At 66.5% G+C, this 19,523-nt stretch carries 20 protein-coding genes; all 20 read right to left on the bottom strand.

Annotation, left to right across the window (positions count from 1 at the left end; all coding sequences use genetic code 11):
• Window positions 1-19: 19 nt before the first annotated feature.
• The gene (locus C7402_RS23430; RefSeq protein ID WP_116612320.1) at window positions 20-478 is read right to left on the bottom strand and encodes a hypothetical protein; all 459 of its coding nucleotides are present in this window, start codon (window positions 476-478) and stop codon (window positions 20-22) included.
• A gap of 127 nt (window positions 479-605) precedes the next feature.
• Window positions 606-1,499 (bottom strand): EamA family transporter RarD, encoded by an 894-nt coding sequence (rarD, locus tag C7402_RS23425; RefSeq protein WP_116612319.1) that lies wholly within the window; start codon window positions 1,497-1,499, stop codon window positions 606-608.
• Between the two features lie 29 nt (window positions 1,500-1,528).
• A complete protein-coding gene (locus tag C7402_RS23420; protein ID WP_112174168.1) occupies window positions 1,529-2,737 on the bottom strand; it encodes an acetyl-CoA C-acyltransferase in 1,209 nt (402 codons plus the stop codon).
• Window positions 2,738-2,756: 19 nt separating this feature from the next.
• Complete coding sequence (locus C7402_RS23415) at window positions 2,757-3,218, bottom strand: MaoC family dehydratase (protein WP_112174169.1); 462 nt, start codon at window positions 3,216-3,218, stop codon at window positions 2,757-2,759.
• Between the two features lie 8 nt (window positions 3,219-3,226).
• A complete protein-coding gene (locus C7402_RS23410) occupies window positions 3,227-4,012 on the bottom strand; it encodes an SDR family oxidoreductase (protein WP_425273799.1) in 786 nt (261 codons plus the stop codon).
• A 27-nt stretch (window positions 4,013-4,039) separates the two neighbouring features.
• A complete protein-coding gene (locus C7402_RS23405; RefSeq protein ID WP_116612317.1) occupies window positions 4,040-4,915 on the bottom strand; it encodes an SDR family oxidoreductase in 876 nt (291 codons plus the stop codon).
• A 19-nt stretch (window positions 4,916-4,934) separates the two neighbouring features.
• Entirely contained in the window at window positions 4,935-6,089 is a 1,155-nt protein-coding gene (locus C7402_RS23400; RefSeq protein WP_116612316.1) for an acetyl-CoA C-acetyltransferase, read from the bottom strand.
• A 2-nt stretch (window positions 6,090-6,091) separates the two neighbouring features.
• Window positions 6,092-7,174, bottom strand: a complete 1,083-nt coding sequence (locus tag C7402_RS23395) for an acyl-CoA dehydrogenase family protein (RefSeq protein WP_116612315.1) — start codon at window positions 7,172-7,174, stop codon at window positions 6,092-6,094.
• A gap of 14 nt (window positions 7,175-7,188) precedes the next feature.
• Window positions 7,189-8,349: an acyl-CoA dehydrogenase family protein gene (locus tag C7402_RS23390; protein WP_116612314.1), complete on the bottom strand. Its 1,161-nt coding sequence runs from the start codon at window positions 8,347-8,349 to the stop codon at window positions 7,189-7,191.
• A 13-nt stretch (window positions 8,350-8,362) separates the two neighbouring features.
• Complete coding sequence (locus C7402_RS23385; protein ID WP_112174175.1) at window positions 8,363-9,118, bottom strand: enoyl-CoA hydratase family protein; 756 nt, start codon at window positions 9,116-9,118, stop codon at window positions 8,363-8,365.
• A gap of 37 nt (window positions 9,119-9,155) precedes the next feature.
• A complete protein-coding gene (locus C7402_RS23380) occupies window positions 9,156-10,256 on the bottom strand; it encodes an NAD(P)H-dependent flavin oxidoreductase (protein WP_116612313.1) in 1,101 nt (366 codons plus the stop codon).
• Window positions 10,253-11,182 (bottom strand): enoyl-CoA hydratase, encoded by a 930-nt coding sequence (locus tag C7402_RS23375; RefSeq protein ID WP_112174177.1) that lies wholly within the window; start codon window positions 11,180-11,182, stop codon window positions 10,253-10,255. The genes C7402_RS23380 and C7402_RS23375 overlap by 4 nt, the downstream gene beginning before the upstream one ends.
• A gap of 36 nt (window positions 11,183-11,218) precedes the next feature.
• Window positions 11,219-11,986 carry a CoA-transferase subunit beta gene (locus tag C7402_RS23370; RefSeq protein WP_116612312.1) on the bottom strand — a complete coding sequence of 256 codons (768 nt, stop codon included), beginning with the start codon at window positions 11,984-11,986 and terminating at the stop codon, window positions 11,219-11,221.
• 13 nt (window positions 11,987-11,999) lie between these two features.
• Window positions 12,000-12,878, bottom strand: a complete 879-nt coding sequence (locus tag C7402_RS23365; RefSeq protein WP_116612311.1) for a CoA transferase subunit A — start codon at window positions 12,876-12,878, stop codon at window positions 12,000-12,002.
• A gap of 3 nt (window positions 12,879-12,881) precedes the next feature.
• Window positions 12,882-13,778: a VOC family protein gene (locus C7402_RS23360; protein ID WP_112174180.1), complete on the bottom strand. Its 897-nt coding sequence runs from the start codon at window positions 13,776-13,778 to the stop codon at window positions 12,882-12,884.
• Window positions 13,779-13,934: 156 nt separating this feature from the next.
• A complete protein-coding gene (locus tag C7402_RS23355) occupies window positions 13,935-15,011 on the bottom strand; it encodes an alkene reductase (protein WP_116612310.1) in 1,077 nt (358 codons plus the stop codon).
• A gap of 7 nt (window positions 15,012-15,018) precedes the next feature.
• A complete protein-coding gene (locus C7402_RS23350) occupies window positions 15,019-15,648 on the bottom strand; it encodes a nuclear transport factor 2 family protein (RefSeq protein ID WP_112174182.1) in 630 nt (209 codons plus the stop codon).
• 11 nt (window positions 15,649-15,659) lie between these two features.
• A complete protein-coding gene (locus tag C7402_RS23345; RefSeq protein WP_116612309.1) occupies window positions 15,660-16,430 on the bottom strand; it encodes an SDR family NAD(P)-dependent oxidoreductase in 771 nt (256 codons plus the stop codon).
• Between the two features lie 9 nt (window positions 16,431-16,439).
• On the bottom strand, window positions 16,440-17,180 hold the full coding sequence (locus tag C7402_RS23340) for an SDR family NAD(P)-dependent oxidoreductase (RefSeq protein WP_112174184.1): 741 nt from the start codon (window positions 17,178-17,180) through the stop codon (window positions 16,440-16,442).
• Between the two features lie 741 nt (window positions 17,181-17,921).
• The gene (locus C7402_RS23335) at window positions 17,922-19,523 is read right to left on the bottom strand and encodes a FadD3 family acyl-CoA ligase (protein WP_116612308.1); all 1,602 of its coding nucleotides are present in this window, start codon (window positions 19,521-19,523) and stop codon (window positions 17,922-17,924) included.

Here is a 19,523-nt window from a genome sequence, read left to right as displayed (position 1 = left end):
CGGCGGCCTGTCGCCCAGGTCACGCAGCCGCTTTGACGTCGCCGCAGAAGATATCGACCGCGCCGTCCTGAGGACCGGTGCGCAGGACGATGGCGTGATCCGAAGACGTGAGTTCGGCAACCGTTGCGGGCACAATGCGCGTCATGTAGAACTGGCGAATACCAACGCGCTCGCCGCGCACATACGGATTGCCCACGGCGTACGCCGGCGTGTCGGCGCGTTTGGCGCAACTGCCCGGATAGATGAGTACGTCGAGGTCCTCGGGCACGCTGGCCCCGGCCGGAACACCGCTCACGACGAACATCAGTTCCGCGCGCCCCTTTTGCGGAACGAGCGTCACTTGCGCGTTTTTCCCGGCATTCCACGGAGAAGCGTGCATCTGAATGGTCAGCAGATTGTTCGCCGGTTCGCCCGCCGCCGGATTGGCGGCCATGCACCCGAGCGTCACTGCCAGCGCCAGCCATCTGGAAGTTTCCATAGCCGACCCCCTGCCTTCGAAGCATCGCCGTCATTACGGCAATGCCTTCACTATAGGCAAGCGGCGACCCTTTAGCCAATGCGCGAACGAATGCCTGCGAACGCAATCATCGTCGTCGTCATCGTCGCTAACGTCGATTGCGCAGGAAACGGGCGCTGTGCACTGCGGTAAGCGACACGGCAATCCAGATCGGACCGTAGGTCGCGAACTGGCGCGCTTCGAAATGCTCGCCCAGCAAGCTCACGGAAACGACCACGAGCAAAACGGGTTCGAGGTAGCAAAGAATGCCGAACAAGCCGAGCGGCAGCACGCGGCTCGCCTTCAGATAAAACCCCTGCGCCACGGCGCTGAGCGCGCCGAGCCCCGGCAACAGCACGAAGGCGAGCAACGGGCGCGGCCCGAGCAGGTCGAGCGAGCCGCCGAGCCACACTTCGAATGCGGCGACCGGCAAGAGCAGCAACATTTCGATCGCAAACGTCGTGAGCGAATCGGCGTCGATCTTGCGGCGCAACACGAAATACAGCGGATAGCCGAACGCAACGAGCAAGGTGGGCCACGCGAGCGCGTGCGTCACGACCAGTTCGTGCGCGACGCCCGCGGCCGCACAGGCCACGGCCAGCCATTGCATCGCATCGAGCCGCTCGCGATAGTAAATGCGGCCCACCAGCACCATCACGAGCGGCAGCAGGAAGTAGCCCAGCGACACTTCCAGCATGCGCCCGTGCAGCGGCGCCCACTGGAACAGCCACATCTGCACGCCAAGCAACGCCGCGCTGCGCACGAGGACGAACGCCGTTCGCGCGTCGCCGAGCATGCGGGCGAACAGCGCGCGCATTTGCGCCGTGCGGCCGCGCTGCGCGAGAAGCAGCAGCGCGCCGGGCACCGTCCAGATCACGCGCCACGCGAACACGTCGAGCCCGCCCAGCGGCGCAAGCCATAACGTGTAGGCGGAGAGCAGCGCAAAGAGCGCCGACGCATTCACGGAAAGCACAATGCCGCGCCCGGTCGCCTGCCCGTTCATCGATGATGGCGCAACGGAGGAAGCCGACATCAGGCGGGCAATACCTCGAACAGCCCCGCCACCCCCATGCCGCCGCCCACGCACATGCTCACCACCACATGGCGCACGCCGCGCCGGCGGCCTTCGAGCAGCGCATGACCGACCATGCGCGCGCCCGACATCCCGAACGGATGCCCGACGGCAATCGCGCCGCCGTTCACATTCAGACGGTCGGCGGGAATGCCGAGGCGGTCCCGGCAGTAGATCACCTGGCAGGCGAACGCCTCGTTGAGCTCCCACAGGCCGATATCGTTCACGCCCAGCCCGTGGCGCTCCAGCAGCTTGGGAATGGCGAACACGGGGCCGATGCCCATTTCCTCCGGCGCGCAACCGGCCACGGCAATGCCGCGATACGCACCGAGCGGGCGCAGGCCACGCCGCTTCGCTTCCTCCGCCGACATGACGACGGACGCCGACGCGCCATCCGAAAGCTGCGAAGCGTTGCCCGCCGTGATGCATTCGCCCTGCGCCGCCCACTGCCCGCCACCCCACACCGGGCGCAGCTTCGCAAGCGACTCCGCGCTCGTATCGGGGCGATTGCCTTCGTCGCGCGTGAGCGTCACGCTCTCATGGCCGGTGGCGTTGCCTTCCTTGTCGAAGAGTTGACGCCGCGTCGCGAGCGGCACGATCTCGTCGTCGAACAAGCCCGCTTCCTGGGCCGCCGCCACGCGTTGCTGGCTTTGCAGCGCGTACTCGTCCTGCTGCGCGCGCGAGATGCCGTAGCGCGCCGCCACGACTTCGGCGGTTTCGATCATCTGGATATAGGCCGCGGGAGATGCCGCGAGCACCGCTTCTGACTGCGCGCGGTAGGTATTCTTGTGGCGATTCTGCACGAGCGAGATCGATTCGAGCCCGCCCGCCACTGCAATGCGGTGCTCGCCCGTCATCACGCTCTTCGCCGCCGTCGCGATCGCGACCAGCCCCGAGGCGCACATGCGGTCGATCGCCATGCCGCCCACGCTTTGCGGCAAACCCGCCGTATAGGCGCACAGTCGCCCGAGGTTGTAGCCCTGGGTGCCCTGCTGCGCCGCGACGCCGAGCACGATGTCGTCGACTTCGCTGCCCTCCACGCCGGCCTTGCGCAGCGCCTCGCGAATCACATGGCCGCCGAGCACGGGCGCTTCGGTGTCGTTGAAGGCGCCGCGAAAGGCCTTGCCGATCGGCGTGCGCGCGGTAGAAACAATGACGGCGTCCTGCATGACCACTCCCTGATAAACGTTATTCATCGAAATACAGCAGGCTGATCGTCTCGACCACGCAGCCGGGCCGCTCCGATCCTTCGACCTCGACCGTCACGCGCACCGTGACCTGCACGCCGTCGCCTTGCGGCGCAGCGGCGATCACCTCGCCGCGCCCGCGTACGCGCTGCCCCGCCTTCACAGGCGCGGGAAAGCGCACCTTGTTGCAGCCGTAGTTCACGCCCATGCGCAAGCGCTCGTAGTGCACGAGTTGCGGCAGAAAGACATTCGCGAGCGACAAGGTCAGATAGCCGTGCGCCACGCACGCGCCGAACGGGCCTTCGCGCGCGCGCTCCGGATCGACGTGGATCCACTGATGGTCGCCCGTGGCCTCGGCGAAGAGGTCGATACGCTCCTGCGCAAGCGTGAGCCACCCGGTCGCGCCGAGGTCGGCGCCAACGGCCGCCATCACGCTCGCCACCGAATCAAATTGCTTCGTCATCCTGAACCTCACGCATGCTGCGAGCTGACCGAAATGGTTTCGCCCGTCATGTATGACGAATAGTCGCTCGCGAGGAACACCATCACGTTAGCCACTTCCCACGGTTCCGCGCCACGCCCGAACGCTTCGCGCTGCGCGAGCGAAGCAAGCAGTTCCTCGGAAGCCGACTTCTTCAGGAACGCGTGAATGGCAATGCTCGGGGCCACCGCGTTGATGCGCACGCCGTGCTCCGCCGCTTCGAGCGCCGCGCAGCGCGTGAACGCCATCACGCCCGCCTTGGCGGCCGCGTAGTGCGCCTGCTCCGCCTGCGCGCGCCAGCCCAGGACCGAAGCGTTATTGACGATCACGCCACGCCCGCGCGGCTGCATCACCCGGAGCGCGGCGCGCGTCATGCGGAACGTGCCGGTGAGCGTGATGTCGAGCACCCGCTGCCACTCGTCGTCGCTCATGTCCACCACGCGGCAGCTCGTGCCGAGCCCGGCGTTGTTGACGAGCACATCGATGCCGTCCATCTGCTCATGCGCCGCGCTCACGAGCGCCTGCACGTCGCCTTCCTGGCTCACGTCGCACAGCCGCCCATACACGGACTGGAGACCCGTTTCGCGGCGCAAGGTCTCGACGGCCTCGTTCAGCCGCCGCTCGTGCACATCGGACACGAACAGCGCACGGCAACCTTCCTCCGCGCAACGGCGCGCCACCGCAAAGCCAATGCCCGCGCCCGCCGCCGCCGTGACAAGCACCGACTTGCCGCGCAGCAGGCCGTGCCCCGCCACATACTCCGGAACGTCTTTCATCGTCATGCTCTCTCTCCTGTCGCGTCGTCAGGTGCCGTAGACCTTCTGCGGCGGCACACCGCGCTCGATCAGAGCGTCGATCACGTTGCCAAGCTCCGCCGGCGACCAGCGCGCGCCCTTGTCCACGATCTCGCCGGTGCGCCAGCCGTCGGCCACCGAAATCTCGCCGCCTTTCGCCTCGAAACAGCGCCCCGTCACATGGCGCGAGAGCGGACTGCCGAGCCACACCACGAGTTGCGCGACGTTCATCGGGTCCCACACGTCGAAGCCGCTCTCGGGCTTCTTCACCATGTCGGGCATCGCGCCTTCCGTCATGGACGTGCGCGCGGCCGGCGCGAGGCAGTTCACCGTCACGCCGTAGCGCGCGAGCTCCGCCGCCTGCACGAGCGTGAGCGCGGCAATGCCGCCTTTGGCCGCCACATAGTTCGACTGGCCGATCGAGCCTTGCAAGCCCGCGCCCGAACTCGTGTTGATGATGCGGGCGTCCACGGCTTGCCCCGCCTTGGCCGCATCGCGCCAGCGACGCCCCAGCACGTTGGCGAGGCAAAAGTGGCCGCGCAGATGCACGCGCATGACGGCGTCCCAGTCCTCATCGGTGAGCGAGAGGAACATGCGGTCGCGCAGAATGCCCGCGTTATTGACCAGCACATGGACTTCGCCGAACGCGTCGAGCGCCGTGTCGACGATCGCCTGTGCGCCCGCCATGCTCGTGATGTCCCCGTCGCTGGCGATGGCGCGGCCGCCAAGGCCGTGAATTTCCGCCACGACGCCTTGCGCGGCGTCGAGCCGGATATCGTTGACGACGACCGCCGCGCCGTGCGCGGCGAACGACAACGCGTACGCGCGCCCGAGTCCGCCGCCCGCGCCCGTGACGATCACGGTGCGATTCTCACAAATGCTCATTTCCCGTTACTCCGCAAATTCAAAGCCGCTCGATCACCGTGACGTTCGCCTGCCCGCCGCCCTCGCACATCGTTTGCAGACCGAAGCGTCCGCCCGTGCGTTCGAGTTCGTGGAGCAAGGTCGACATCAGCTTCGCGCCGCTCGCGCCGAGCGGATGCCCCAGCGCAATCGCGCCGCCGTTGACGTTCGTTCGCTCGTGCGCGTAGCCCGTTTCCTTGAGCCAGGCCATCACAACCGACGCGAAGGCCTCGTTGATCTCGACGAGGTCGATGTCGTCCAGGCGCAAGCCGCAGCGCTTGAGCGCATGCCGCGTGGCCGGAATCGGCGCGGTCAGATGCCAGATCGGGTCGTCGGCGAGCACGCTCATGTGGTGGATGCGCGCGCGCGGCGTGAGCCCATAGCGCTTGAGCGCGCGCTCCGACACGACGAGCACCGCCGCAGCGGCGTCGCATGTCGAACTCGATACGCCCGCGGTGATCGCGGGATACGCCGGATCGACGCTCGCCAACGTGGCCATTTTTTCGAGCGTCGTCTCGCGAGCGGTTTCGTCCATCGCGAGCCGTCCCTCCACGGGCACCACCTCGCGCGCGAAGCGCCCCTCGGACATCGCCTGCAACGCACGCCGGTGGCTCTCCAGCGCGAACGATTCCATCGCCTCGCGTGAAATCTCCCAGTGATCGGCAATGCGCTGCGCGGCGTAGAACTGGTTCACGGGCGCGTCGCCGAAACGCCGCTGCCAGCCCGCGCTCTCTGCAAACGGCGTGGTGAAGCCAAGCGGCTGACCCGCGAGCATCGCCGACGAAATCGGCACGCTCGACATGGTTTGGACGCCGCCCGCCAGCACGACGTCCTGCGTGCCGCTCATCACGGCCTGCGCCGCGAAATGAATGGCCTGCTGGGACGAGCCGCACTGGCGGTCGACCGTGGTGCCGGGCACGTTGAGCGGCATGCCCGCCGCAAGCCACGAGGTGCGCGCGATATTGCCCGCGAGCGGGCCGATCGTGTCCACGCAGCCGAACACGACGTCGTCGTAGTCCTCGGCCGGAATCGCATTGCGCCCGACCATGGCCCCGATCACATGCGCGCCGAGATCCGCGCCGTGCATGTCCGCGAGCGACCCGCGGCGCTTGCCGGTGGGCGAGCGCAAGGCATCGACGATATAGGCTTCTGCCATGCTCAGGATTCCGTAGTGTCGTTGAAGGAGGCGAGCGGGCCGAGCGGTGCGCGCGCGCCGAGCAGCACGGCGGCCATGCGGTGCTTGTGAAACGCGCGGTCGCCCCATGCGGCGTCCAGCGCCCACGCGCGCTTGGCGTACATTTGCAGGTCCACCTCCCACGTGTAGCCCATCGCGCCATGCACCTGAATGCCCTTGCGCGCGGCGACCCACGCCGCGTCCGCACATGCGAGCTTCGCGTGCGAGGCGAGCAGCGCGCGCTGTGCGCTGCCGTGCGCGAGCGCATAGGCCGCCTGATACAGCACCGGCCGCGCGAACTCGATTTTGGTGACCACGTCGGCGAGGTGATGCTTGACGGCCTGGAACGAGCCGATCGGCCGGCCGAACTGCTTGCGCTGCGCCACATAGTCGACGGAGATGTCGACCATGCGCTGCGCGAGGCCGACGAGTTGCCCGGCGACATTGACCGTGCCGCGGTCGAGCGCTTCGTCCCACAACGCCTTGCCCGCCTGCGCGTTCGCCACGCACGTCGCCTTCGTGGGTTCCCAGCGCACCTGCGCGAGCCTTCTCGATCCGTCGATGCTTGCCTGCGCAACCACTTCGACGGCATCACGCGTCACCGCGTGCAATTCCACACCGTCCGCGACGGGATGCGCGAGCAGCAGCAGGTCGGCGAGCCCCGCGTCGGCCACCCAGGGATTCACGGGATGGCCCACGGCAATGCGGCAACTCCCGTCGGCAATGCGCGGCAGCCACGTGGCGCGCACGGCGTTGTCCGCAGGCAGCCCCGCGAGCAGCCCTGCGCCCACGTAAGCGGCGTCGGCCAGCGAATCGGGAATGGCGTAGTAGCCGAGCTCCTGCGTCATCAGCGCCCAGTCGATGTCGCCAAGACCCAGGCCGCCTTCCGCCTCCGGCACCGAGAGGGCGGTGAGGCCTTGGGCCGCCATCATCTTGCGCAGTTCCGGCGAGCGTCCGCCGTCGGTTTCCCAGATATCGCGCAGCGTGTCGGGCGCGACCTCGCTCATGAGGAACCGGCTCACCGAGTCGCGAAACGCGATCTGTTCATTCGTAAAAGTGAAGTCCATCGGATAGTCTCCGGTCAGCTCTTGGGCAAACCGAGCAAGCGCTCCGCGATGATGTTGCGCTGAATCTCGTTCGTCCCCGCGTAAATCGGCCCGGCTTGCGCGAAGAGGAAGCCGTCGAGCCATCCCCCTTCCGCGTATGCGCATTCCGGCAGCAGTTCGGCGCGCGCGCCGAGAATGCGCATGGCCGTTTCATGCATGTCGAGATCGAGCTCCGACCAGAAAATCTTGTTCGTGCTCGACTCGGCGCCAATCGTTGCACCCTGTAGCAAGCGCCCGGCCGTGTGATAAGCCGACAGGCGGTACGCCTGCGCACCCATCCACGCCCGCAGCACGGCTTCGCGAATCGACGGGTCGCGGTCCGCCGCGGCCTGGTTCGCGCGGTAAAGCTCGACGAGCTTTTGCGCCGTGCGTTGATAGCGCGCAGGTGAACGCAGCAGCAACCCGCGCTCGAAGCCCGCCGTCGCCATCGCGACGTGCCAGCCCTGCCCTTCCGCGCCGATGCGGTTCTGCGCCGAGACCCGCACGTCGTCGAAGAAAATCTCCGCGAACGACTCCTTGCCGTTGAGCGCCTTGATCGGGCGGATCGTGATACCGGGCGAGTCGAGCGGCACGAGCAGATACGTGAGGCCGTGATAACGCTGCGAACCCGGCTCGCTGCGAAACAGCCCGAACAGCCAGTCCGCGAAAATCGCACGCGAGGACCACGTTTTCTGGCCGTTGATCACGTAGTCGTCGCCGTCGCGCACCGCCATGCTGCGGATCGCGGCCATGTCCGACCCCGCGCCGGGCTCCGACCAGCCCTGCGCCCACATATCGTCGCAGCGCGCCATGCGCGGCAGAAAGCGGGCCTTCTGCTCGTCGGTGCCGAACTCCATCAGGGTCGGGCCGAGCAGCAGGATGCCGTTCTGGTTCACGCGCATCGGCGCGTCCACCGCCCAGTATTCTTCCTCGAAGATCAACCACTCGATCAGGTCGCTGCCGCGTCCGCCAAGCTCCGTGGGCCAGGTGACGCTGCTCCAGCCCGCGTCCGCCAGCACGCGCTCCCACGCGCGATGCTCTTCGAACCCTTCCCGCGTGTCATAACTCTTGAAACGCTCTTTCGGCACGTGTTCGTGCAGCCATTGCCGGACCTCCTTGCGGAAGGCCAGTTGCGCCGGCGTGTCGTTCATATCCATCCGCACCCTCGCTCTAGAATTTCGCCTGCCGCTTCTCGACGAACGCATGCCGCGTTTCCGCCGAGTCCGTGTTCATATAGGCCTGCAATGTGAAGCCCTGCTCCCACCGGTACTTGTCTTCGAGATTGCCGTCCTCGATACCGCTCAATGCCTCTTTCGCAATGCGAATCATCGCGGGACTCTTCGCGGCGATCTGCCGGGCGATGTCGAGCGCCGTCTCGCGCAGCTTCTCGCGCGGCACCACGCGCTCGATCGCACGCAGCGCGAACGCTTCGCTCGCGCTCACCATCGACCCCGTGAAGAACAGATAGCGGGTCTTCTGCACACCGAACATGCGTTGCAGGTGCGCCGCACCGCCCATCGCGCCCCGATCCACTTCGGGCAAGCCAAACGAAGCGTCCTCCGCCGCGATCACGATATCGGCCGCGCCGCAGATGCCGATGCCGCCACCCAGCACGAAGCCATGAACCGCCGCGATCACCGGCACGCGATTACGGTGCACGGCCTTGAAAGTCGCGTAGTTGCCCGCGTTGACCTCCACGATCAGTTCGGGATGCGCGGCGAGCTCCTTGATGTCCACGCCCGCGCAAAAGCCCCGTCCCTCGCCGCGGATCACGATCACGCGCACCTCGGGCCGCTGGCCCAGCGCCTCGATTTCCTCTGCCAGCTCGCGCCAGCCCGCCGAGTTCAGCGCGTTGACGGGCGGACAATCGAGCACGACCTCCGCCACCCCGCTCTCGTGCACGTACGTCGAAAACTGTTCTTCCATGTCGTTGGTCTTCCTATGCTTGTACGTGTTGTCCCGCTCATGCCGCTTGTGTGGAAGCGGCATTCAGGCCGCCGCAGAGCGTATCGAGCCGCGCGGCCGCTTCGCCCGCCATGCCCTCGATCACCTCGCGGCAACTCTTCAACTCGCCGATCAGCGCCGCAATCTGGCCCGCCGACATCACGCCCTCGGCGGGTCGCCCCTCCACCATCGCGCGTTGCAGCAGCATGGGCGCGTTGGCGGCCATCACCGTTTGCGCGACGCTGCCCGCATCGCCGCGCAAGCCCTGCCAGAGCACCCGCACCGCTTGCGCGGCCGTCATGCCGGTTTGCGCGCGCCATGCGCGTGCGCTGCCGAGCGCGATCAAAAGGCGCCGCAACGGCGAAGCGCCTTCGAGCATCGCGAGGTATTCGTTGTCGATCATGCGTTGCGGCATGCCGTCCACGGCGTGCGACACGCGAATGCGTTCGGCGTCCTTGACCGCCAGATAGCGCTCGAGCGTCGCGCGCGGCACGCCGCTGTCGGTCGTCATGAGAAAGCGCGTGCCCATGGCGATGCCGCTCGCGCCATACGCGAGGGCCGCGAGCAGGCCGCGCCCGTCATAGAAGCCGCCCGCCGCCACCACGGGCACGTCCACCGCATCCACCACCTGCGGCAGCAGCACCGTGCTCGGCACGGCGCCCGTGTGGCCGCCGCCCTCGCCGCCTTGCACCGTGATCGCGTTCGCGCCCAGTTCGATCGCCTTGAGCGCGTGCTTGAGCGCGCCCACGGTCGGCATGCAGACAATGCCCGCGTCGCGCAGCCGGCCGATCGTCTTTTTGTCCGGCCCGCGCCCGTAACTCACGGCGCGCACCTTGTGCCGGATCGCGAGATCGAGCAGTTGCTGCGCGTTCGGCTGGAACATGTGGAAGTTCAGGCCGAACGGCTTGTCGCCGGTAAGCGATTTCACCCGCAGGATTTCCGCTTCGATGCGATCCGCCGGAATCGTTGCGCCCGCAAGGAACCCGAAGCCGCCCGCATTGCAGGTGGCCGCGACCAGTTCGGCGCCCGCCACCCAGCCCATGGCCGTCTGCACGATCGGATAGCGGCAGCCGAGCAGTTCCGTGAGCGGCGTGTGGAAGAGCGTTTGCGCCCCGTTCATGCCGCCGCTCCCGGCACCACGGCCGATTCGCTGCGATTGGCCGACGCCATCGAACGCGCGTCATGCCCGCCCAGGTGCCCTTCGCCGCAAAGCTGGCCGTGGGCGTGCGCGTAGTGGTGGTAGCCGAAAGCCATGTCCATCGTCGCGCGCAGGCCTTGCAGGTCCTCCGCGCCGTTCACGACCTGCTTGGTCAACGCGAGCCCCATGCGCGGCTGTGCGGCGAGGCGCGCGGCAATGCGGCCCGTTTCCTCTTCCAGGCGCTCGCGCGGCACGACGCGATTCACCATGCCCATGTCGTACGCCCGCGCGGCCGGCATGCGCTCGCCGAGCATCAGCAGTTCCTTGGCGAGTCGTGGGGTGAGTTCATGAGCGTGGGCGAAATACTCCACGCCCGGAATGCCCATGCGCACCACGGGGTCCTGGAAAAACGCGTCGTCGGAAGCCACGATCAGGTCGCAGATCCAGGCCAGCATCAATCCGCCCGCAATGCAGCCGCCCTGCACCATGGCGACCGTCGGCTTCGGAATCGCGCGCCAGCGCCGGCACATGCCCAGATACACCTCCTGCTCGCGCGCATAGTGGAATTCGGCGCCGGGCTTGTTGGTGTGATCCCACCACAGATGCACGCGATCGAACTCCCGGTTCACGTCGCGCCCCGGCGTGCCGATGTCATGGCCCGCGCTGAAGTGCTTGCCCGTGCCGCACAAAACGATGGCGCGCACGGCGTCGTCGTCCACGGCCCGGCGAAACGCCGCGTCGAGCGCATAGGTCATCTGCGAGTTCTGCGCGTTGTTGAACTGCGGCCGGTTCATCGTCACGTAAGCGACGCCCTCGCGGACCTCATACAGAACGGGACTATCGGTTTCGTACGAAGCGTGATCGGGGCGCTCGACGAACGTGTTGGCGGATTGCTGATCGGCTTGCATGCGAATCTCGTATGAACGTGGTGTAGCGGCGGGCGCTTACGCACCCAGTGCGGCGGCGCGCAGGTTGCGCGGGTCCAGGTGGGCGAGCGCCTCCAGCTCCTGCGCGCTCGGCGGCGGGGTTTCGGCAACGTCGTCGGGCACGTGAACAGGAAAGCCCGTGGCATCCTGCACGTCCTTTACACTCACGCCCGGATGCAGCGCGCGCAGGCGCAACTGCCGGTTGGGGCCGCCGAAGTCCATCACGCAGAGATTGGTAATCACGCTGCGGATATCGATGTCGTCGAAGCTGTAGCCGCGCGGCAGGCGCTGCGGGTTGTAGCCGATCGAAGCCACCATATCCACCTCGCCTTCCACGAACACCTTGCGGCTGTGCTGCGGTACGAAGAACGAGTTGGCGTGACTGATCGAATTGCCGGGAAAGCCACGCACGCCAAGCATCTGCACCTTGGGCTGGCGATAGTCGCCGCCCACCATCGAAATGTTGGCTTGACCGTAGCGGTCGATCTGCGTCGGCCCGACCATCGCGTGGCGCTTGCCGCCCCACACGTTCTCGAAAATTCGCGAAAAGCCCATCCACGTTTCGCGCTTGACGGCCTGCGCCGCGCGCGGTCCGACCGGCACCGGCTCGCTCACGAGCCAGGCTTCCGAGTCGGTCATCATCAGGTCGCGGTTCAGTGTCGACATGCACAGCGAGGCGGCCAGGCGCGGCACGATGCCGATGCCCGTGGCCAGCACTTCGCCGTCGGTTTGCCAGGCCCGCGCGGCCGCGCAGATGATGCGATCGACCAGCGTTGTTTCGTTCATCTCATCACCTCGTTCAGAAAACCGGCAACGGCAGGGCGCGCACTGCATCGGCGCCGCCCACGCTCGCCAGATAGGCTTCTTCGCCGGGCGCGACGTAGCGCGCGTAATACTGCTGCCAGCCTTCCGGGTCTTTCGCGCTTGCGGCATACGCCTTGAAATGCGCGACGTCGAAGCCGTAGAGCGGCGCACAGGAGGACGGATGCGCGCCGCACGGCGCATGCACCACGCCGGTCGTCTCGGAGCGCTCCCAGTGCACGTGGCGCGCCTCTTCCTCGCTTTCGAAGTACGAGCTCTCGACGAGTTCGTCGCAACTGACGTAGGTCTGGCTGGCAGCGCGCGCGAACAGGTGGTCCATGTACAGGTCCGGGCCCTTGATCTGGCACACGCCGCGCGCGTCCGCACGATCGGCGTGCAGCAGGGCGACGTCGAGCGGCAGCGCGGGCATCGCCACCCAGTCGCGCCCGTCGTAGGGCGAGCCGATCACGGCGATTTCCGGGTTATGGCGCAGCACGTCGGTGCCAAGACCAATCGAAGTCGGAATGAACGGAATGCGCATGCCCGCCGCCTTCAGGCCGAGCATCAGCATGCCCTCGTCGATTTCCATGACGTCGAGCTTGCCGCTCTGGCGCGCCATGCGGAAATACGGTTCGAGCGGAATGAAGTCGAGCGACACGAACGCGAACACGAGCTTGCGCACCTTGCCCGCGGCGCACAGCATGCCGACATCGGCGCCGCCATACGCCACCACGGTCAGATCCTTCACCGGCGAGCGCAGCAGTTCGCGCACGAGCGCCATCGGCTTGCGCCGGGGCCCCCAGCCGCCAATGCCGATCGTCATGCCGTCGCGCAGTTGCGAGACCACCTCGCCCGCCTGCATCAGTTTGTTCGCCATGCCTTACCCCTTGCGTCCAACCGTGAAATCGTGGCCCCACAGGCTCACGGCCGTGAATTCGTGGGCGATGTGCTGCTTCCAGTCCACCACCGCGCCGCCATAGCCGTACTCGATGTCGAAGCCCGAGGGCGACTTCATGTAGAACGAAATCATGCGGTCGTTGGTGTGCTGGCCGAGCGTCGCCGATAGCGGTGCGCCATGCGCCGCCATGCGGTCGAGCGCGCGGCCGACTTCCGGCATCGACTCCACTTCGAGCATGATGTGCACGCAACCGCTTTCCACCGGAAAGCCCGCGAAAGCGACGCTGTGGTGACGGCCGTTGGCGCAGTGCAGGAAGTGGATCGGCAACGTCGGGCCGTCCGCGCCCGCCGGCTGGAAGTTGAAAATGTCGGAAAGCCCGAAGCCCATGACATCGCGAAAGAACGCGACGGTGGCGTCGAAATTGGTGGCCGGCAGCACCGCGTGACCCATGCCGATCTCGCCGGTCACGAAGCGCGCGACCCCAACGGGCGACGCGAAGTGACGGAAGTCGGACTTGAAGCCCCAGACGATTTCGTGACGGTTGCCCGAGGGATCGTCGAAGGCCACCAGTTGCTGCACGCAGCGTTCGGCGCATAGCGCCGCGTCGCCGCGCGTGAATGTCACGTGCGCGGCTTCGAGCGCCGCGACGGCGGCGGCGAATGCTTCGGCGTTGCGCACTTCCCAGCCCGACGCGGTGTACGCGTCGCGCTGGCCGGAAACGACCGCGATGCGAAACTGCCGCTCGTCGATCTTCACGCGCAGGCTGCCCGAGGGCGAGCGTTCCGTCATGGCGCCCAGCACGTGCTGCGCGTAGTCGCTCCACTTCGCCATGTCGGTGGTTTCGGCCACCACGTAGGCAAGACCGCTAATTTCCATCATCTCCCGAGACCTCTCAGATTCGTAGCAGCGTGAATTCATTATTCCCGCCCGCACCGGGGCGGGTCATCGTCCGTTGAGACTAACGAAAACCACCGTCCGGCAAGCCTCGCGGCGGTTTTTGCGCAGTGCGTCAACCCAGTGCGTCAGCGCAGTACGTCATGCCACGCAGGCGGGCGCCGCGGGGTAGTCGCTGTAGCCCGCCGAACCCGCCGTGTAGAGGGTTTTGCGATCGAACTTCGCGAGCGGCAAACCCTCGCGCAGGCGGCGCACGAGATCGGGGTTGGCGATGAAGTCGCGCGCGAACGAAACGGCGCTGGCCGCGCCCTCGTCGATCAGGCGCGTACCCTCTTGCGCGCCGATGCTGTCGTTGAGGATCAGCGCCTCGCCAAAGTGCTTGCGTGCGAGCGCAAACGCGTCGATGGCGGCATCGGGCGAGCGCATCACATGCAGCCAGCCGATTCCCAGCGAGGCGGCCTTTTCCATCAACGCGACATGCGTTTGTGCGGAGTCCTGATCGGACGTGTCGTTATAGGTGTTGCCCGGATTGATCCGCAGACCCACGCGCTCGGCGCCCATGCCTTCGGCCATGCCGCTCAAACACTCCACGGCGAAACGAATGCGGTTCGCAAGCGATCCGCCGTATTCGTCGCGCCGCAGGTTGGTGCCCGTGCACATGAACTGCATCGGCAGATAGCCGCTCGTGCCGTGCAGCTCCACCCCGTCGAAACCGGCCTCGCGCGCGCGAATGGCCGCGAGCCGGTGTTCGTTGACGATGCGGCGCACCGCGTCGGTGTCGAGTTCGATCGGCTCGTCGTAGGGCTGCATGCCCGCGCGATCGGTGAACACCTGCCCCGCCGCGCGCAATGGCGAGGGCGCCACGGTCTGCACGCCCGGCGGCTTGACGAAGGCGCTGCCGATGCGCCCGGCGTGCATGATCTGCAAGACGATCTTGCCGCCGCGCGCGTGCACGGCGTCGACCACGCGGCTCCAGCCCGCGATATGCGCCAGCGTCTGGAGGCCCGGTTGACGGCAGTACGCCTGGCCATTCGCCACCGGCCAGGTGCCCTCTGCGACGATCAGGCCCGCGTCGGCGCGCGCGGCGTAGTAGTCCGCCATGATCACGGTGGGTACGCCATCGGGGTCCGCGCGATTGCGCGTCATGGGCGCCATCACGATGCGGTTGGCGAGATCGAGCGCGCCAAGGCGCACGGGTTCGAAAAGACTCTCGTGCATGGCGGCCTCAGCGAACACGGATGCGCGGCGCGGGCGTACCGCGCCGCATGGTGGCGAGAAACTGCTCGAGCGGCGCGGGCGCGGCGACTTCGGGCAAGCTGTCCTTGTCGGGCCGCTCGGCCCAGAACTCGCGCCACGAAGGAAACAGCTCGTGAAACGTGCCCTTGTACGGTTCGCGGCCCGGCCAGCGCATCTTCATGTCGCCGATGGGCGGCTTGTTCAGGTCGCTCGCATACCAGTAGCACGGCAGGCGGCGCCTGAAGTACCAACGGCCGTCGATACGCTCGTAATCGTCCCAGTAGAGCATCTGCATGATGACCCACTCGGGGCCGCACTCGTGCTCGTTCTTCGAATACACCACGCCGGTCGCATGGTCGCGGTCGACGAACTCGATGATGTGCTGTCCCAGGTGGTGCGACGTGCCGGTGAACTGCTCGCGCAAGGTATCGGTCTGCCACGCCTTGAAATGCGCACGGCCCACGCGGTCCTTGCCCACGCGCACATCGGGCGCGAACAGGTTCACGTGGGCGTCGAGATCGCGCATGTCGAGCGACAGCGAATACTTGCCCGCCAGCTGGCGAATCTCCTCGATCGATTCGAGGCGATCGAGCCTCGCCTCCAGTGTTTCGGTGCTCATGCCCGCTCCCCTCAGTCGAGCGCGGTGCCGAGCACGGCCGTCCGGCCGCCGTCCACGGGCAGCGCCGCGCCCGTCACATACGAGGCCTCGTCGCTCGCGAGAAAGAGAATCGCGTTCGCGAGCTCGTCGGGGCGGCCGACGCGGCGCATCGGGATGAGCGACTCGGTCTTGCTGCGCGCCGTGGCGTCGGAGAGCATCGCGGCGGTGCCCGGCGTTTCCACCACGGCCGGAATCACGACGTTCACGCGAATGCCGTGCGCCGCGCCCTCGGCCGCCGCCGCGCGCGAGAAGTTGATAACGGCCGCCTTCGCCGCCGAATAGCCCGCCATGTGCGAGGTGCCAAGCAGACCGCAGATCGACGAGAGATTGATGATCGAGCCGCCGCGCTCCTTCATGAGCTTCATCGCCGCGCGCGTGCCCCAGAAGGTGCCGTCCACCGACGTGGCGAAGTTGGCGTGCCAGTCGCCGGTCGACGTATCCTCGATCAAGCCCCATGTATAGGCCATGGCGTTGTTGACGAGAATGTCGAGCGCGCCGTGGCGCTCGATGGTGCCCGCAATCGCCGCTTCGAACGCGGCCTCGTTGCTCACGTCGGCCTGCACGGCCTCGGCGCGGCCGCCGTTAGCGGTGATGCGCGCCACCACTTCCGCGAGCGGACCTTCGCGCCGCCCGCAGATCACGACCGTTGCGCCCTCCTGCGCGAAACGCTCCGCCGTAGCGGCGCCGATGCCGGTGCCGCCGCCCGTGACGAGCGCGACCTTGCCTTCAAGACGTCCTGTCATTCCATTCTCCTAAATAAACGCCATGCCGCCGTTCACGGCCACGTTTTGCCCCGTGATGAAGGCGCTGTCGTCGCTTGCCAGGAAGAGCGCCACGCGGGCCACTTCATCCGGCTTGCCCATGCGTCCGAGCGGCACCGACTTGACGATGGCCTCGCTCCATTCCTCGGGGATGCCTTGCATCATCGGGGTGTTGGTCGGACCCGGCACGACGGTGTTGACGCGAATACCGGTGGGCGCGAGTTCGCGCGCGATGCTGCGCGTGAGGCCCATGACACCGGCTTTCGACGCGCAGTAATGCGCCGGACCTTCGCCATTGAGCGCCGACGTGCTCGACACATTGACGATGGCGCCGCGATTGCCCACGGCCTGCATGCTGCGCGCCGCCTCGCGGCACAGATAGAACGCGCCCGTGAGATTGACGCCGATGACCTTGGCCCAGTTTTCGTCGGGCGTTTGCGCGAGCGTGTCGACTGCGCCCACGCCTGCGTTGTTGACGACGATGTCCACGCGGCCGTGGCGCTCCACCGTCTCGGCGAACAGCGCCTGCACCGCCGCGCTGCTGCTCACGTCCACCTTGCGTGCCGCGCATTGCTGTGCTTCCGGCGCGGTGGAAATGGTGGTTTGCGCCGCCTCCAGATCGAGGTCGATGGCGACCACGGTCGCGCCTTCCTCGGCGAAAAGACGTGCGATAGAACGGCCGATGCCCTGGCCCGCACCCGTTACGAGTGCAACTTTGCCTGCGAGTCTCATCCGCATTGCTCCTTTGTTGCTTTGTTGATATGGGGATTGGGGCCCGGTTGGTGCGCTTGGGCCCTTGCTCACAGGCTACGGTTGGGAGTGCGGGGCGCCATCGTCCGATGGGACTAAGGGCTTGTTGTGGTTTTTTTTGGGGGGCCGCTTTTGCTTTTGGTTGGGTTGGGGTTTTCGCGTTTCCTTGCTTTCGCGTCGGTATGCATGCGTTGCCCCTGTGCGGGGCGGCACCTACTTTTCTTTGCAGCGGCAAAGAAAAGTAGGCAAAAGAAAGCCGCTCAAACCGCCAATGCCCGCCACCGTTCACCCCGCACCGCATCAGGTAGTGGCTCCGGAGCGTCCGTCACCTCGCACCTTCAATCTGAGTGACAAGGCAGTCATACTTCCCGCTGCTCGCTTCGCGCGCTGCGGAAAGGTCTGCAAGGGAACCCGCCTTGCGTACGCGAGGTTTGTGCTTTCTGTTATGCCCTTCGGGGCGCGTAGCGCCGCCGGAAGGATGAGCCCTTTGTCACTACGTTCGAAGGTGCGGGGTGACGGATGCTCCGGAGCCACTACCTGATGCGGTGCGGGGTGAACGGTGGCGGGCACTAGCGGTGTGAGCGGCTTTCTTTTGCCTACTTTTCTTTGCCGCTGCAAAGAAAAGTAGGTGCCGCCCCGCACAGGGGCAACCCTGGCAGACCGACACGAAAACAAGGAAACGCCAACGCCTTACGAACCACGACAACAACAAAAAAAAGAAAATCAACCCACCCCACCAAGCCGCTCAATAACAATCTTCACAAGCTCCCTCTTAAGCACCTTATTAGACGCATTAAGCGGAAACCCATCAAAAACGAGCACATACCGCGGCACCTTATAATTCGCCATCCGCTCCCTTGACCAGGCCACAAGCGCCGCCTGATCAACCGAGCATTCCGGCCGCAGAATCACGCATGCGCACCCCACTTCCCCGAGCCGCTCATCAGGCACGCCCACCACGGCGACCTGCGCGATCGCCTCATGCGCCGCGAGCGCCTTCTCAATCTCTGCCGGATAGCAGTTAAACCCGCCGACGATGAACATATCCTTCAAGCGATCCGTGATACGCAAGTAACCGCGCTCATCGATCACCCCCACATCGCCGGTATGCAGCCATCCTTGCGCGTCGATCGCCTCACTCGTAGCCGCCTCGTCGCCAAAATAGCCCTTCATGACGTGATAACCGCGCAGCAGCACCTCACCAGGCTCACCAACCGCAACTGTATTGCCATCGGCATCAGCACAGCGCACCTCGGTCCCCGGCAGCGCCTTGCCGCAAGTCAGCGCGATCACCTCGGCGCTGTCCGCCGGGTCGCACAACGTGGCGCAACCGCCGCATTCGGTCAGCCCGTAAGCCGTAGTCACGATGCGAAAGCCCAACTCCTCACGCATGCGCGTAATGAGCACCGGCGGCACCACAGCCGCGCCCGTGCACGATGCGTTCAGCGATCCGATGTCGAACTCGCGCAGGCGCGGGTGCGCAAGCATCGAGAGGAACAGCGTGGGCGGTCCCGGCAGGAACGTGATGCGGTCCGCCTCGATGCGTTGCAGCACCGACTCCGCGTCGAATACCTGGTGCGGATACACCGTCGCGCCGCGCAGGAACGCGGCGACCCAGCCCGCCTTGTAGCCGAACGAATGGAAAAACGGATTGATGATGAGGTAGCGGTCGCCTTCGCCAAGACCAACCACGCGCGACCACTCGTTGAACGCGCGGATCATCGCGCCATGCGCCGCCATGACGCCCTTGGGCGCGCCCGTGGTGCCCGAGGTGAACATGATGTCCGCCACGCTGTCGGCCGTGAGGCCGCGCTCGCGCTCGTGCACGCAATCGGGGCTCACCGCGTCGGCGAGGCCAAGGAACGTGCGCCATTCGAGATCGCGCGCATCGATTGCCGCGCCGCGCAGCACCACGATATGCGCGAGCGACGCGGGCCGCCGCTCATCGAGCAGGGACGGATAGTACTGCCCCAGAAAGTCGCCGATGCAAAACAGCACGCGTGCGCCGCTGCGCTCGATGATGTCGGCGGCCTCCGCGCCTTTCATACGCGTATTCACAGGCACGAGCACCGCGCCCGCCGCATGGATGCCGCACGCGGCAACGATCCACTCATGCAGGTTCGGGGCCCAGATGGCCACGCGTTCGCCCGCCTGCACGCCGAGCGCGATCAGCGCGCGCGCCACGCGCTCCATCTGCTGCGCGAGCGCCGCATAGTCGACGTGCGTGTCGCCATCGACAATGGCCGCGCGCGCCGCGTGCGAGCGCGCCGCCTGCCTGACGACCTGGGGCAGCGTGTGGGCGGCTTCGCAAGAATTGAGACTCAT

This window comes from Paraburkholderia unamae (genome assembly GCF_003096875.1).
GTDB lineage: Bacteria > Pseudomonadota > Gammaproteobacteria > Burkholderiales > Burkholderiaceae > Paraburkholderia > Paraburkholderia unamae.
Note: the sequence above shows the minus strand (reverse complement) of the source record. Positions and strands in the feature narration are given on the sequence as shown.

What these genes read in the sequence shown, in the direction of transcription:
- C7402_RS23380 (WP_116612313.1), bottom strand. Translation starts at nt 10,256, where the DNA reads ATGAACGGGGCGCAAACGCTCTTCCACACGCCGCTCACGGAACTGCTC.
- C7402_RS23390 (WP_116612314.1), bottom strand. Translation starts at nt 8,349, where the DNA reads ATGGATATGAACGACACGCCGGCGCAACTGGCCTTCCGCAAGGAGGTC.
- C7402_RS23420 (WP_112174168.1), bottom strand. Translation starts at nt 2,737, where the DNA reads ATGCAGGACGCCGTCATTGTTTCTACCGCGCGCACGCCGATCGGCAAG.
- C7402_RS23430 (WP_116612320.1), bottom strand. Translation starts at nt 478, where the DNA reads ATGGAAACTTCCAGATGGCTGGCGCTGGCAGTGACGCTCGGGTGCATG.
- C7402_RS23375 (WP_112174177.1), bottom strand. Translation starts at nt 11,182, where the DNA reads ATGCAAGCCGATCAGCAATCCGCCAACACGTTCGTCGAGCGCCCCGAT.
- C7402_RS23385 (WP_112174175.1), bottom strand. Translation starts at nt 9,118, where the DNA reads ATGGAAGAACAGTTTTCGACGTACGTGCACGAGAGCGGGGTGGCGGAG.
- C7402_RS23365 (WP_116612311.1), bottom strand. Translation starts at nt 12,878, where the DNA reads ATGGCGAACAAACTGATGCAGGCGGGCGAGGTGGTCTCGCAACTGCGC.
- C7402_RS23400 (WP_116612316.1), bottom strand. Translation starts at nt 6,089, where the DNA reads ATGGCAGAAGCCTATATCGTCGATGCCTTGCGCTCGCCCACCGGCAAG.
- C7402_RS23395 (WP_116612315.1), bottom strand. Translation starts at nt 7,174, where the DNA reads ATGGACTTCACTTTTACGAATGAACAGATCGCGTTTCGCGACTCGGTG.
- C7402_RS23405 (WP_116612317.1), bottom strand. Translation starts at nt 4,915, where the DNA reads ATGAGCATTTGTGAGAATCGCACCGTGATCGTCACGGGCGCGGGCGGC.
- C7402_RS23350 (WP_112174182.1), bottom strand. Translation starts at nt 15,648, where the DNA reads ATGAGCACCGAAACACTGGAGGCGAGGCTCGATCGCCTCGAATCGATC.
- C7402_RS23335 (WP_116612308.1), bottom strand. Translation starts at nt 19,523, where the DNA reads ATGAGTCTCAATTCTTGCGAAGCCGCCCACACGCTGCCCCAGGTCGTC.
- C7402_RS23345 (WP_116612309.1), bottom strand. Translation starts at nt 16,430, where the DNA reads ATGACAGGACGTCTTGAAGGCAAGGTCGCGCTCGTCACGGGCGGCGGC.
- rarD (WP_116612319.1), bottom strand. Translation starts at nt 1,499, where the DNA reads ATGAACGGGCAGGCGACCGGGCGCGGCATTGTGCTTTCCGTGAATGCG.
- C7402_RS23415 (WP_112174169.1), bottom strand. Translation starts at nt 3,218, where the DNA reads ATGACGAAGCAATTTGATTCGGTGGCGAGCGTGATGGCGGCCGTTGGC.
- C7402_RS23360 (WP_112174180.1), bottom strand. Translation starts at nt 13,778, where the DNA reads ATGATGGAAATTAGCGGTCTTGCCTACGTGGTGGCCGAAACCACCGAC.
- C7402_RS23355 (WP_116612310.1), bottom strand. Translation starts at nt 15,011, where the DNA reads ATGCACGAGAGTCTTTTCGAACCCGTGCGCCTTGGCGCGCTCGATCTC.
- C7402_RS23370 (WP_116612312.1), bottom strand. Translation starts at nt 11,986, where the DNA reads ATGAACGAAACAACGCTGGTCGATCGCATCATCTGCGCGGCCGCGCGG.
- C7402_RS23340 (WP_112174184.1), bottom strand. Translation starts at nt 17,180, where the DNA reads ATGAGACTCGCAGGCAAAGTTGCACTCGTAACGGGTGCGGGCCAGGGC.
- C7402_RS23410 (WP_425273799.1), bottom strand. Translation starts at nt 4,012, where the DNA reads ATGAAAGACGTTCCGGAGTATGTGGCGGGGCACGGCCTGCTGCGCGGC.